This is a genomic window from Burkholderia sp. MSMB617WGS, assembly GCF_001532025.2.
Lineage (GTDB): Bacteria > Pseudomonadota > Gammaproteobacteria > Burkholderiales > Burkholderiaceae > Burkholderia > Burkholderia savannae.
Genome location: NZ_CP013458.1, coordinates 1,157,694 through 1,171,187, shown reverse-complemented (window position 1 = coordinate 1,171,187; position 13,494 = coordinate 1,157,694). Strand labels below are relative to the sequence as shown.

The 13,494-nt window shown below is 66.4% G+C and carries 11 protein-coding genes; 4 read left to right on the top strand and 7 right to left on the bottom strand.

The window, feature by feature from the left end:
• Positions 1–155 precede the first annotated feature (155 nt).
• The 6 genes from WT60_RS25675 to WT60_RS25650 all read right to left on the bottom strand — a co-directional run bounded on the left by WT60_RS25675 (position 156) and on the right by WT60_RS25650 (position 6,885).
• Positions 156–1,685 (bottom strand): OmpW family outer membrane protein, encoded by a 1,530-nt coding sequence (locus WT60_RS25675; protein WP_060356304.1) that lies wholly within the window; start codon positions 1,683–1,685, stop codon positions 156–158.
• A gap of 13 nt (positions 1,686–1,698) precedes the next feature.
• Positions 1,699–2,994, bottom strand: a complete 1,296-nt coding sequence (locus WT60_RS25670) for an HlyD family efflux transporter periplasmic adaptor subunit (RefSeq protein ID WP_059580415.1) — start codon at positions 2,992–2,994, stop codon at positions 1,699–1,701.
• Positions 2,995–3,007: 13 nt separating this feature from the next.
• Entirely contained in the window at positions 3,008–4,030 is a 1,023-nt protein-coding gene (locus tag WT60_RS25665) for a hypothetical protein (protein ID WP_060356305.1), read from the bottom strand.
• The gene (locus tag WT60_RS25660) at positions 4,027–6,150 is read right to left on the bottom strand and encodes a peptidase domain-containing ABC transporter (protein ID WP_059648093.1); all 2,124 of its coding nucleotides are present in this window, start codon (positions 6,148–6,150) and stop codon (positions 4,027–4,029) included. The genes WT60_RS25665 and WT60_RS25660 overlap by 4 nt, the downstream gene beginning before the upstream one ends.
• A 135-nt stretch (positions 6,151–6,285) precedes the next feature.
• Positions 6,286–6,471, bottom strand: a complete 186-nt coding sequence (locus WT60_RS25655) for a hypothetical protein (RefSeq protein WP_038749441.1) — start codon at positions 6,469–6,471, stop codon at positions 6,286–6,288.
• Between the two features lie 240 nt (positions 6,472–6,711).
• Entirely contained in the window at positions 6,712–6,885 is a 174-nt protein-coding gene (locus tag WT60_RS25650) for a hypothetical protein (RefSeq protein ID WP_038749444.1), read from the bottom strand.
• 369 nt (positions 6,886–7,254) lie between these two features.
• Between WT60_RS25650 and WT60_RS25645 the strand changes: the two genes are divergently transcribed.
• Positions 7,255–8,595 (top strand): TolC family protein, encoded by a 1,341-nt coding sequence (locus WT60_RS25645; protein WP_059648091.1) that lies wholly within the window; start codon positions 7,255–7,257, stop codon positions 8,593–8,595.
• A 423-nt stretch (positions 8,596–9,018) separates the two neighbouring features.
• On the opposite strand, the gene ggt is transcribed toward WT60_RS25645, so the two are convergent.
• Positions 9,019–10,737 (bottom strand): gamma-glutamyltransferase, encoded by a 1,719-nt coding sequence (gene ggt / locus WT60_RS25640; RefSeq protein WP_059580400.1) that lies wholly within the window; start codon positions 10,735–10,737, stop codon positions 9,019–9,021.
• Positions 10,738–11,390: 653 nt separating this feature from the next.
• Between ggt and WT60_RS25630 the strand changes: the two genes are divergently transcribed.
• The 3 genes from WT60_RS25630 (at position 11,391) to WT60_RS25625 (ending at position 12,950) form a co-directional block, all read left to right on the top strand.
• Positions 11,391–11,909, top strand: coding sequence for a metal-dependent hydrolase (locus WT60_RS25630; protein ID WP_059580397.1), 519 nt, complete (start codon positions 11,391–11,393; stop codon positions 11,907–11,909).
• 112 nt (positions 11,910–12,021) lie between these two features.
• On the top strand, positions 12,022–12,429 hold the full coding sequence (locus WT60_RS33965) for a hypothetical protein (RefSeq protein WP_145986875.1): 408 nt from the start codon (positions 12,022–12,024) through the stop codon (positions 12,427–12,429).
• Positions 12,426–12,950 carry a hypothetical protein gene (locus tag WT60_RS25625; protein WP_038749457.1) on the top strand — a complete coding sequence of 175 codons (525 nt, stop codon included), beginning with the start codon at positions 12,426–12,428 and terminating at the stop codon, positions 12,948–12,950. Before WT60_RS33965 ends, WT60_RS25625 begins: the two co-directional genes overlap by 4 nt.
• Positions 12,951–13,494 lie beyond the last annotated feature (544 nt).

The following is a 13,494-nucleotide window of genomic DNA, read 5'->3' as shown; positions in this document are numbered from 1 at the left end:
CCGCGCGGAAAGGATCGGGCGGCGGCGTGGCCGGCGGCCGGCAAGCCGCCGGACGATGAGACGAGACGGGCCGCCCACCGGCGACGCCCACCTCCACGCCGGCACCGGCCGGAGCGCATGGATTGCCTCGAACGCACGGAGCCGCGCGACGCCGCTCAGAACCGGTAGTTGAGCAGCATCGTGCAGAGCAGGACGTTCGCGGAAAGCGTCGTCGTGTTCGACGCGAGGATGCGCTTCGCGTCGTTGATGTTGAGCGTGATCGCCGCCTTCAGCGGAATGTACGAGAGCGCCGTCGACAGCGACAACTGGCGCGTGAGCTGATAGTTCGCGCCGACGACGAACACGGGCGTCCACGTGCTCTTCACGCTCGCCGTCGCATGGACGCCGTTCGACAGCACGAGATTCGCGCCCGCCTGCAGCAGACGATCGAGCGCGCTCGGATCGGCGAGCAGCGATTGCAGATCGCCGAGCGAGATGCCCGCCGACAGCAGGCCGCCGAGCGACGTGAGCTTGTTCGCGAACACCGGGCTCAGGTTCGAGTTCGTGAAGCGCGTGTAGCTGATGCCGAGGCCGACGTATGGCCGGAGCCGGTCCTCGCGCTTACCGAGGTAATACTTGAACACGGTCGACGCAAGCCACGCGCGCGTCGTGCCGAGCGGATTGCTCTGCGTGTTGCCGAGGTCGACGAGCGGCAGCCGGCCCTGCACGCCCGGGAAGATCTTGTCGAACGGCAACCCGACGCTGCCGTGGCCGCGCATCGTCAGCTCGGGCGGAATCCCGCCGACGATCTCGGCCGCGACGTGCTCGCCGAAGAAATGCGTGAACGTGAACGCGGGCGTGTTCGCGTTGCTGATCGACACCGCGGAGCCCGGATTCACGAAGCTGCCGATCCCGAGCGCCCCCGTCGTCGTCGTCACGGGCGTCGAGCGGCCCGTCGACAACACGTAGTGCCAGCCGATCCCGATCATGTTGCTGTCGTCGCCCCGCAATTGCTCGAGGAGCGTCGGGCCCTGCGCCTCCGGCAGATCGGGCAGCATTTCCGGATCGATCGGATGCAGCTCGTACGGCATCCGGTCGTAGCGCACGCCGGCGATGAAGCGCGGCGCCGCGTCCGCGGGCGGGTGCCGCGCCGCGCCATCGTCCGGCGCGCACGCGCTGCCGCCGCATGCGTCGGCGGAGGGCGCGTCGTCCGCGGGCGCGCCGCCCGGCGCGTCGGCGAAGCCGATGCCGTCGCCGCCGCCGCCGGCGCGCACGCGCGTCGCGGCGGCCGGCATCGCGACGCGTTGGCCGAGCGTGATCGTCTCTTCGGTGAGCCTGCGCGGACGCGGCGCGTTCGGGCTCGCGGCGAGGGCGCCCGATGCGTCCGATGCGCCCGCTCCAGCCGCTGCGCCCGCCATGTCCGCCGTCCCGCTCGATGCGCCGCCGCTCGACGCCGCGCCGCGCCCCGCGCCCGCCGACGCCCGCCGCGCGTCGCCCGGCACCGGCCCCCACGCGTTCGCGTCGAAGCCGGGCGCGTCGCCGCCCGGAAAGAAGCCGATGCCGTCCGCGCCGTCGCGCCATTTCGCCGAGCCGCCGTCCTGCGCGTGCGCGGACCATGCGCACGCGAGCAGCGTCGCGCCGAGCCAACAGGACACCGGAGCGCGCCAGCCGCGGCGCGCGCGTCGTCGACGATGCTTGTCACCCATTACGCATCGGCCGTCACGCGGGCGTACCGAACATCCGCTGCCGGATCCGATACAACGGTTCGAACAGCCATTCGAGCAGGCTGCGCTTCTCGAGCACGATGTCCGCCTTCAGCGTCATCCCGGCCTTCAGCGTGAGCGGCCTGCCTTCAAACGCCGGATTGCGGTCGGCGAGCTCGACCCAGCACTTGAAGTAGGTCTGCGGCGCGCCGGCGTCGGCCGGCAGATTCAGCTCCTTCGCGGTGAACGCGACGGGCGACACCGACAGCAGCTTGCCGCGATAGGTGCCGAACTTCTCGACCGGATAGCTGCCGTACGCGAGCTTCACTTCCTGGCCGGGCTTCACGAACCCCGCCTTCGACGACGGAATGTACAGCTCGGCGATGAGCCCGTCCGCCTTCGCCGGCAGGATCTCGACGACGCGCGTGCCGGGCGGATCGATCACGCTGCCCTGCACGACGTCGAACCGCACGATCTGCCCGTCGGCGGGCGCGTACAGCACCTGGTTCACGTTCTCGTCGATGTTGAATTCCTTCGAGTTCAGCTCTTCCCGCTTGATCTTCAGCTCGGCGTTCGAGCCGTCGTACTTGCTCTGCACGGTTTCCAGATCGCCGCGCAGCTTCATCGCGTTCTTCACGAGATCGGCGCGGCGCAGCATCAGATCCTGATACGCCTGGCTCGCCTGCAGATACTGCGTGTTCACCTGGTTGTACTGCTCGAGCGTGACCACCTGCTCGTTCAAGAGCTGCTTCACGCGGTCGCGCCGCTCCTGGTACTCGGACACGATCCGCTTCTGGTCCTGGATCTGCTTGTCCATGAGGCCGCGGCTCTCCGCGAGCGCGCCGATCTGCTGGTTGATCTGCTGGATCGTCGACTGGTATTCGAGCTTCACCGCATCCATCTGCTGATCGACCTCGACGCGCTGGCGCTTGATCGATTCGCGCATCCCCTGCGCGTTGTTCGCCTGCGCGACGAAGCTCGTGTCGCGCGTGACGCTCAGGAGCTTCTGGCCGGCCTTCACGTGCTGATCCTTCGCGACGAACACCTCGCGCACCGCCCATCCGGGCGGCGCGCCGACGCCGATCAGCCCCGTGCGCGGCGTGAGCATGCCCATCACGTTCTCGGTGTTCGCATACGTGAGGCGCACGAGCGCGACGACGAACATCACGAACATCGCGATCGACAGATAGCAGAAGAACCGCATCGACACCGGCACGTCGACGACGCCGTTGATCACCGTGCCGAACGTCGTGCCGCGCGTGAGCTTGCGCGGCGTCTTCTGCTCTCTCAGAGCGGTCATCCAGGTAGGCATGGGCGAAAACTCGTCAGGCGCTGCGCAGCGTCTGCGCGGCGGCGCGCGCGTTCGGCTCGAGCAACGGGGATGGCATCAGGTACGGCGTGAAGTGCTCCCAGAAGTGCCACTGTTCGGGCTGCTTCACGAGCGCTTCCTCGAGCTTGTCGGCGATCCGCTGATGGGTCGCCGCGACGCGCGACGATTCGTCCGCGACGCCGAGCATCCGCGACGCGGGCCGCGCGTCGAGCTCGACGAAGTGCATCTTGCACGTGTCGCGAAACGGCACGCCCGTCGCATACGACACGAGCATCGGGATGTCGTGCTCGACCGCGAGCTTCACGCCGCCGCCCGCGAGCCGCACCCAGCGGCCGCCGAGCCGGCATGCGTTGGTCTTGCCGAAGCGGCCGTGCAGATCGGAGAACAGCAGGAACACGGGCGCTTCCTTGCGCAAGCCCGCGACGAGCCGGCGCAGATGCACGCGCTGCTCGATGTCGATCAGCTCGATCTTGCCCGCGCCGTATTCTTCGACGAGGCGCAGCGCGTCGTCGAAGAACGCGCCCGGCGCGTCCTTGTGCATCACGATCATCATCTTGCGGTCTTCGGGAATCATCAGCCGCAGCTTCGTGACGAACAGCATCAGGTTGCCGAAGTGCAGGCCCGCGAGCATCAGCGGGCCGCCTCGCGCGAGCGCCGCGCGCAGCGCGCTCTCGCCTTCGCATTCCATCCGGTCGAGCAGCGCCTTCATCGACGCGATGCTGTGCGAGCGCAGCATCAGCCCCGCCACCTCGGCCTCGAACAGCTCGTGGACGATGCCGTCCGCGACGCCGCGGATGCGCACCGGATCGTCGTTCAGGTGCGCGCTCAGCATGTGCCTCACCGACATTTCGATCGACGAGCGGATCGACGGAAAGAGGCGCAGGCAGACGCCCGCGCACCAGCGCATCATGCCGAGCCCGCGCTCGGGCGAGCGGCCGAGCGCGATCCGCTTGACGATCCGCCGCACGAAAAAGCAATACGAGAACGCATTGAACAGAAAGAGCCGCATCAACGTCATCGCTGCACCTCCAGCTCCGGCTGCCGCTCGGGCGTCACTTCGGCGAGGCGGCCGTCGCGCATCTCGTAGATGCGATCGACCATCGACAGGATCGACGCGTCGTGCGTGACGAGCACGATCGTGCACGGCAGCGTCAGCACGTTGCGGCAGATTTCGTGCGTCGTCGCCTGATCGAGGTTCGACGAGAATTCGTCGAGAATCAGGAGCCGCGGCTCGCAATACAGCGCACGGGCGATCAGCAGGCGCTGCATCTGCCCGGCCGACAGGAACTTCTGCGTGTCGCCGAGCGGCGTGTCGTAGCGGTTGTCGAGCTGATCGATTTCGCGGTCGATGCACGCGAGGCGCGCGGCCTCGTGCATCGCGCCGACGCGTGGCGCGGGCGCGAAGTTCGTGATGTTGTCGCGAATCGTGCCGCGGAACAGCTGATCCGACTGCGTGACGGCCGCGACGTGCTTTCGGTAGAGCCTCAGGTTCACCTCGGACAGATCGACGCCGCCCACGAACAGCGTGCCCGGGCTCGACTGATACAGCCCGCAGATCAGGTTCAGAAGCGTCGTCTTGCCGCTGCCGGTCCGGCCGACGATCGCGATCTTCGCGCCGGCCGGCACGTCGAGATCGATGTCTTCGAGAATCGCACGGCGGCCGCCCTTCGGTGTGTACGTCAGCGCACGAATCGACAGCGAGCCGTCGAAATGCTCGACCGAGCGCACCGGCGCGTCGGGCGCGGGCTCCTCGGTCTCGGTCTGCAGCACGTCGGCGACGCGGTCCATGTGCACCTGCAAGACCTTGCGCCGCACGTAGAGCTGGATCGAATCGATGAACTTGTCCGCGAACAGGTTCTTGTACTGGATGAACGCGTAGATGATCCCGATCGTGCTCTGCCCGTGCATCACGAGCCACGCGCCGTACGTGACGATGATCAGCTGCTCGACATGGACGATCCCCTTCGAGATCGCGTCGAACAGCAATTGCAGCCGCTCCTGCTGGCGAACCGCCTGCAGCTTCTGCGTGAACGCGTTCACCCACAGGCTGCTGCGCGAGGTTTCCGACGACAGCAGCTTGATCGAATGCGCGGAGCGAATGTTCTCGATGAGCAGCGCGTCGGCCTCGGCGCCGCGCGTGAGGATCTGCGACATCGCGTCCTGCAGCTGCGGCTGGATCGCGAGCCGCGACAGCGCGAACAGCACCATCCCCGCGAGGCTGATGCCGGCGAGCACCGGGCTGTAATACAGCATCAGCACGAGCGTGACGACGCACGTGAACACGTTGAGCAGCCCGCCGATCAGCCCGTCGACGAGAAAGCGGCCGATCTCCGACACCGACGCGACGCGCGAAATCGAATCGCCCGTGTTGTGGAACAGGTAATAGCCGATCGGCAGCCGCGCGAGATGCCCGACCATGTTCGACGACAGCTGCTGCGACACGATGTTGCGCAAGTAGCTCTTGATGTTGCCGACGAGGTTCGCGTACAGCGTGTCGAACAGGAACACGATACCGAACAGGATCGTCAGCAGATACAGGATGTCGACGTCGGTCTTCTTCAGCGCCTCGTCGATCGTGAGCTGCACGTACGACGGCCCGAGCAGCAGCAGCAACTGCGCGGCGATGCCGCCCCCGACGCCGAGCAGGATGCTCTTGCGAATGCCCGTGAGGCCCACCAGGTAGTCGCGCAGATGAATCTTGTCGGACGTGCCGACGTGCTTGAAGCCGATGTCCGGATTGAGCTCGAGCGCGTAGCCCGTGATCTGCGTGAGCGCCTGCGCGAGCGGCAGTTTCGTCTCGCCGAGCGCCGGATCGACGATGTGCACGCTGCCGTAGCAGACTTTCGTCAGCACGACGTAGTGGTTCATCCCCCAGTGCAGGATGCACGGCAGCTTCAGCGCGTCGATCTCGTTCGCCTCGAACTGGAGCCCGCGCGCGCGCATCCCGAGGTCGTTCGCGATCTCCATCAGATCGAAGAACGACAGGCCGGAATCGATCTTCACGGGATACCGGTTGCGCAGCGTGCGCAACGTCGTGTCCCGGCCGTGCCAGGTCGCGATCATCGCAAGGCACGCGAGACCGCATTCGGTCACCTCGTCCTGAAGAATGGGCCTGACTTTATTTGTGTTGAACCACATAGCTTGCGAATGCTGGACACGACAATGCCGGCCCGCGCCCGGCGCGCTGCGGCTCGAAGCCGTCGCGCGGGCACGGCGTGAACGCCGCGCCCCGGCTTCAGCGGAACGCGGCCTGGACGCTGCTTCGAGCCCGGCTTAGCTGCCGGACCCGAGCGCCATCTTGAATTGGTTGACGGCCTGGGCCTGGTATTGGGTCAAGAGCCCGTTGACGACGGGGCCGATCGATTGATTCGCGAGGGAAACCGTGTAGGCGGCCGAGTTGGCGTAGGCGGAGCCTCCGCCGCGGATCGCACGGGCTTGTTGCTCAGATATGGCTTGCATCGGGGTGGCCTTTACTCTTGAAGCAACGTCGTGGCCCGAATCCGCATCCGCCAGCGCGGACGACCCCATTCGGAGATGCCTCGACATCACTGTCTCCTGATCATTTCCTCCGATTGCCAACAAAGAAGAATGAATAGTGTTTATATATCTCGATTGGCGACGGATTACCGTTTTTGCAACTTGAACTTCAGACTATTTTACGCGGGGGGCGCCTCCCCGCGCAAATGCAACGGCTAGTGCTTACTTGCCGTTGCTATTGTAGTTCTTGGGATTCTGCAGGTAGCCGCCGAGCGTCGGCATGAACTGGCCGAGCGCCGTGAACAGCGGGCCGGATGCCGCTGCCAGCGTGCCCAGCGAGCTGATCGGGCCGCCGCCGTGAACCACCTTGGTCTGCTCCATCGTCATGACCTTCATAACTATCTCCTCGTAAAGAAAAAAAGACGACGTCAAGACTTCTCTAATAATGCCAATGGCCGTAAATAACCGAACGACGTTTATTTTTTATCGCTGCGATTACAAGCCGGAATCAGGCTATCATGCGCTCAAGATGGAAACAAGATGGCCGGCCTCGTCATATATGGGTTTTTGACGATCCGAAATTCACCAAAAAGATGCATGCGTTTCAACTCATTATTTAAAACGTTTAATTTGTAGCGTCGACCGCTTGACACATGGCAGGAGATGGAGACGGAGATGTTTGAAACAGCGAATTTGGGTGCCTCGTCTAAATTTTGGCATGCGGGTTTTCACTTAACGAGTAAATCCTTTCGCTTTCGAGCCAATGTGGCTTACGCCACCGTTTGCGCGGCATTCGTCGCACTCGGTACCGGTTCCGAAACGGCAAGCGCATTCTGTCTAGACGAGGTTTACCAGCACGCGGTTTCGAACGATCCGAAATTCCTGCAGGCGCGGGCCGAATACGACGCCGCGCGGCAGAAATTCCCGCAGGCGCGCGCGCAAATGCTGCCGCAGGCGAGCGCGCAGCTCGAATGGGGGCGCTACGGCACGCACGCGAACCTGTTCGGCATCGACGTGAGCGGCAACAGCACCGCCGCATACGGCGCCGCGCAGGTCACGCAGGCGCTCTTCAACATGCCGTACCTGTACGACATGAGCCGCGCAAAGGAATTCGAGGAATCGGCGCGGCAGCAGCTCGAAGTCGCGAAGCAGGAGCTCATCATGCGCGTGGCGAACGCGTGCTTCGATCTGCTGTCCGCGCGCGAGAAGCTGCAGCTCGCCGACGACGAGGTCGACGCGCTCACGCGGCTCGAGAGCGACACGCGCCGCATGGCGCAGCTCGGGATGAAGACGATCGGCGACACCGCCGAGATCGAGGCGCGCAGGAGCCTCGCGCAATCGGACGAGGCGCTCGCACGCATCGACGTCGAGGCGCGCCGCGCGCGCTACGAGACGCTGCTCGGCTCCGCGATCGATTTCACGCGCTGGCCGCGGCTCGCGATGCACGGCACGTCGCCGCGCATTCCGTCGGGCGATTACCAGCCGCAGGACAACCCGTCGTATCAGCAGGCGTATCGCGACCTGCGCGTCGCGCGGCTCGCCGCGAAGCGCATCGGCGCCGAGCATCTGCCGACCGTCGACCTGTTCGCGTCGTATTCGCGCGGGCTCAATCCGAACCTGCGCGGCCTCACCGACAAATCCGACTTCCATCAGAGCGCGGTCGGCGTGCAGGTGACGATTCCGATCTTCTCGGGCGGCAGCGTGCACTACCGGCAGGTCGAGGCCGAGCACGTCGCGACGCAGTACCAGAACCGGCTGCGCGAAGTCGAGCAGCAGTTGAGCACCGACCATCGCGAGACGCTCGCGGCGCTGCAGTCGATCGGCACGCGCATCCGCGCGCTGCAGCAGTCGCTGCAGGCGGCGCGGCTCGCGTACGATTCGTCGATGAAGGCGCACCAGGTCGGCTACAGCACGACGTACGAGACGCTGAACCTGCGCACCGACATCTCGAACATCCGCCAGAAGCTGTTCGAGAGCTATCTCGACGCGCTGAAGCTGCAACTGAAGCTGAAGGGCATTCTCGGCACGCTGGACGAGCAGTCGCTCGTGGCGGTGGACAGCTTCCTCGCGAGCAACGCGGCTTCGCCGGATCAAACGAGCGAGTGAGCGGCCGCGCGATCCGGTGCGCGCGTTCGGCGCGCTCGGGCCGCGGACGTCTCGCGCACCGAAATGAAACGTCCCGCTTGCGCGGCACGACGATCGTGACAATCGTGACGATCGTGTGACGCAAGCGGGACGTTTTCGTTTTCGCCGAAAGCCTCGCGACGAAGCGCGCGCCGGAACAGCGGCGCGGCAAAGACGCAGGAACGGCGGGAATGCGGCGGAAGCGGCGGAAGCGCGCGGCGAAAACGAAACGCGCCGCCGGCCGATGCGCCGCTTCGCCACTTCGCCACTTCGCCACTTCGCCACTTCGCCACTTCGGTACTTCGGTACTTCGGTACTTCGGTACTTCGGTACTTCGGTACTTTACCGCTTTCGCCGCCCGGCGCTTCCGGCGGCGAGCAGCGAGCGGCAAACGACGCTACACGCTCACTGAATCACGCGCGACACGCCGCGCCCGCGCGGGTCGGACACCGCCTCGGGCGTCTTGCCGTCGATCTGGATCGCCTGGATGTCGCCGCTGAAGTCCTGGCCCTTCAGCGTGTAGCCCTTCGCCTCGATGCCCTTCGCCAGATCCCCGTCGATCGGGTGGTACGGCTCCCAGAAGATCGTGTTCGGCGGCAGCAGCTGATGGTGGAAACGCATCGCGCCCACCGCGTCCTTCAGCGGCATCTTGAAGTCGTACAGGTTCGTGATCACCTGGAAGATCGACGTGAAGATCCGCGAGCCGCCCGGCGTGCCGATCACGAGCGCGACCTTGCCGTCCTTCGTCAGGATCGTCGGCGACATCGACGAAAGCGGCCGCTTCTTCGGCTCGATCGCGTTCGCGTCGCTGCCGACGACGCCGAACATGTTCGCCACGCCCGGCTTCGCGGAGAAGTCGTCCATCTCGTCGTTGAGCACGATGCCCGTGCCTTCGGCGACGACGCCCGAGCCGAAGTAGCCGTTGATCGTGTACGTGTTCGACACCGCGTTGCCCCACTTGTCGACGACCGAGAAATGCGTCGTCTCCGCCTTCTCGGGCATCGACGTGCCGAGGCCCGGCTGCACGCTCTTCGTGTCGGACGGCTTCTCCGGATTCACTTCGGCCGCGCGCTTCGCGATGTAGGCGTCGTCGGTCAGTTGCGCGACAGGCACCTTGTAGAAATCCGGATCGCCCAGGTACTGCGCGCGATCGGCGAACACGCGCTTCTCGATCTCGGCGATCAGGTGCACGTATTGCGGCGAGTTCAGCGTGACGCCGTCGAAGTCGGCCTTGCGGTCCGCCTTCATCTTCAGCAACTGGACAAGGCCGATGCCGCCCGAGCTCGGCGGCGGCGCGGTGATCACGCGATAGCCGTTCCAGCTCGCCTGGACCGGCTGCCGCCACACCGCCTTGTACTGGACGAGGTCCTGCTTCGTGATGAGGCCGCCGCCCTTTTTCATCGACACGGCGATCAGGTCGGCCGTCTTGCCGTCGTAGAAATCCTTCGCGCCGTCGTTCGCGATGCGCGCCAGCACCGCCGCGAGCTCCGGCTGCTTGAAGTTCGCGCCCGCCTTCAGGCCGGCGAAGTATTGGTCGAAGTTCGTCTTGCCGCCGAATTCCTTCGACGCGTCGACGCCGCGCTGCGCGAGCTGCTCGTCGACGATGAAGCCGTCGCGCGCGTAGCGGATCGCGGGCGCGAGCACCTGCTTCCACTTCAGCTTGCCGAAGCGCTTCTGCGCCTCCCACATCCCGGCGACCGTGCCCGGCACGCCGACCGCGCGGTCGCCGTACAGGCTCATGCCCTTGACGACGTTGCCGTCCTTGTCGAGGTACATGTCCCTCGTCGCGGCGAGCGGCGCGCGCTCGCGATAGTCGAGGAAGTACGGCTTGCCGTCCTTGTAGATGGTCATGAAGCCGCCGCCGCCGATGTTGCCCGCCTCCGGATACGTGACGGCGAGCGTGAATGCGATCGCGACCGCGGCGTCGACCGCGTTGCCGCCTTCCTTGAAGATCTGCTCGGCGGCGTCGGCGCTGTATTTGTCGGCGACGGCGACGGCCGAGCCGTCGAGCACGACGCGCTGCGGACCTTTCGCATGAGCGGGCGCGCTCGGCAGGAAGCCGACGAAGGCCGCGCTCACGAGCGCGGCGAGCGCCGTCGACTTGAAGCGGTTCGTTGCGTTCATTGCATGTCTCCCATGTTGATCTCCTTGCAAATTGGGGCGCGAAAAGCTGACGAATAGGCTTATAGCACGGCTGCACGCGTAAACAAAAATGGGGCTTCGTAGTCGCGCCGGCCGGCGGGGCCCGGAGCGCGGCTCGTGGATGCGGCGTTGCATTGCATGGCGACAGGCTCGCACCGGATGACAAGCAGCGGCAATCGATACGCGGCATGCCGCGTGCGTGCCCCCGGCGCGCGAGCCGGCCGCGCCGCATCCGTTGCCCACGGCGGACGAATCGCGAAACGCCGGCGTTGCCCGGTCGCCGTTCGTGCAAGCGCGCGGCCGCTGCGTCCGCGCGCTCGTCGGAAGCTCGTCACGCGTTCGTTGCGCCGAGGCACTGCCGATAATGTAGTTAGTTGCGCCAAGTTGCGCTGAAAAATCAGACGGCATCCGCCAATTGGCAACGGTTGCATGCCGATCAGCCTTGCCGCACCGCGATGATCGAAAGGATTGCTGCGTCGGCCGTGCCAAGCGCCCGCCACGCCGCGCGCAACTTCACGTTCGCATCGCTCGGCGCGCGCCGAAAACTTTTCTTCGCCGCTCCTGCGCGCCGCACGCCAAATCTGCGAAGATAGCGCCCCTTTTCGATTTCGGCCGCGCGCCGACGCAACACCGGCATGGCATCACACGCAGCACATCACGCAAGCGGCTGGGCCGCGGGCCTCGTCGCCGCGGCGCTCGTCGCGCAGGCGGGCGCCGCGGGACCGTGGCACGTCTACAGCCTCGCCGCATTCGCGGCGGGCGTCGCGGGCGGCACCGCGCCCGACTGGCTCGAGCTCGCGTGGTGGCGCCGCTCGCGGCGGCTCTGGGTCACGCACCGCACCGTCACGCACTGGGGCGTCGCGTGGGTGGCAATGCTCGTCTTCGCGTATCGGTCGCTCGGCCATCTCCACCCTTGGGCCGCGCCGCTCTTCGGCTTCGCGTGCGGCGGCCTCGTCCATCTGATCGCCGACTGGCCGAACCCGCTCGGCGTGCCGTGGCTGTGGAAACGCCATTCGCTGAACTGGTGGAACAGCGGGCATTGCGACCTGCTCGTCGTCGCGGCCGCGTGGGCGGGCGCGCTGTGGCTCGCGCAGGCCGCATGGGGGCACGCGGCGCCGCTCGCGCACTGGCTCGGCTGGCTGCGCACGGTATGACGCCGCCCGTCGACGGATACCGAATGCCAGACGCCGAATGCCAATGCCAATGCCGGACGCCAGACGCCAGACGCCGGACACCGGACGCCGGATGACAGATAACGGATGACGGATGACGGATGACGGCGATGATGACTCGAACGTCAATCGCATGACCGACGCGTGCGCTCGAAGGCAATCGCTCGATCGCCGATCGCTCGACCAGCAATTGCTCGCCCGGCAATCGCCCGGCCGGCATCCGTTCGATCCTGACCGCCTGGCCGACGATCGTTCGGCCAGCAATCGCCCGCCCGACGATTGGCCGGCAAGCGATCGCTCGATCGACGCCCGCGCGGCCGACCGGCGCCGGCTCGGCCGGCAGCCGTTCCACCGACGATCGGCAAACCGGCCGCCGATCGACACTGCTCCCGGCATGCGTCCGGGCCGCGCCGCGGCCGCGGGTAGAATGGCGAACGCGGCCTCGCCGCGCCCTTCGACGATCAGGCCGGATCGTTCCTGGACACAACGCACAAGAACATGACCGACGACATCACGACGCCTCCGCCTTCATCCGCCGCACGCCCGCTGCCGAGCTTCGGCCCGCTTCGCTGGATCGTCCGGCACTGGCGCGGCGACTACTCGCTCGGCATCGCCTTCTGGCTGAATCAATCGCCGATCTACGCGCTGCGGACGATCTGCAGCCAGGTGCTGATGACCCGAGTGTTCGAACGGCTCGGCGAAGGACAGGGACCGGGAGACAACGACGCGATCGCAAGCGCGCTGGCGGCCGTCCCGCCGGTGGTGCTCGCCGACGTCGCGCTGTCGCTCCTCAACGTCTGGTGGGTCGTCGGCGTCTGGCGCGCGGCCAGGCGGCACATCGCCCGCACCGGCCGCCGATTCTGGGCGCGCGCGGCACAGGTGACGGCGGCGCTCGTCGCGGCGCGCATCGCCTATTCGATCGTGGTCATTCCGCACTCGATCGAGACGCTCCAGCTCCTCGTCATCGATCCGGGGAGACTGCTCACGGACCCGGTCGGCACGCTGAAGAACTGGCTGTTCTGACGATCGCGCGCCGCTGGAGTTGTCGCTGGAGTTGTCGCTGGAGTCGCCACCGAAAGTGCAGCTGAAGTCGTTGCCCGAAGCATCACCGAGTTCGGCCAACGAGCGCGTCGCCAGCCCTGATGCCGACAAGCCATCGGCGACGCGAGGCGAATAACGTCCACGCCTTCGGAACCATTTTCGTTCGGCGCATGATCTCCGCGGGCATGTCGCATGTCGCATGTCGCATGTCGCATGTCGCATGTCGCATGTCGCATGCCCGCGTTCTGCGCCCTGCGCCCTGCGTTCTGCGTTCTGCGTTCTGCGTTCTGCGTTCTGCGTTCTGCGTTCTGCGTTCTGTAGGCACGATCGCCCCGCCCTCGGCGCAACACGACCCCACCGTTAGTCGCATTCATGAGCCGCCCACGCTTCCCGCGGCCGGCTCACGCCCCGCGCCGCCCGCCGCAACGCACCACGTCCCCGCCCGCCGATCGCCTGCAATCCGCCCGCGCGTCTGGCACACTATCCGGCCGGGCCCCGCCTTGCGCCGCCCGCGCCCGCCCCCACC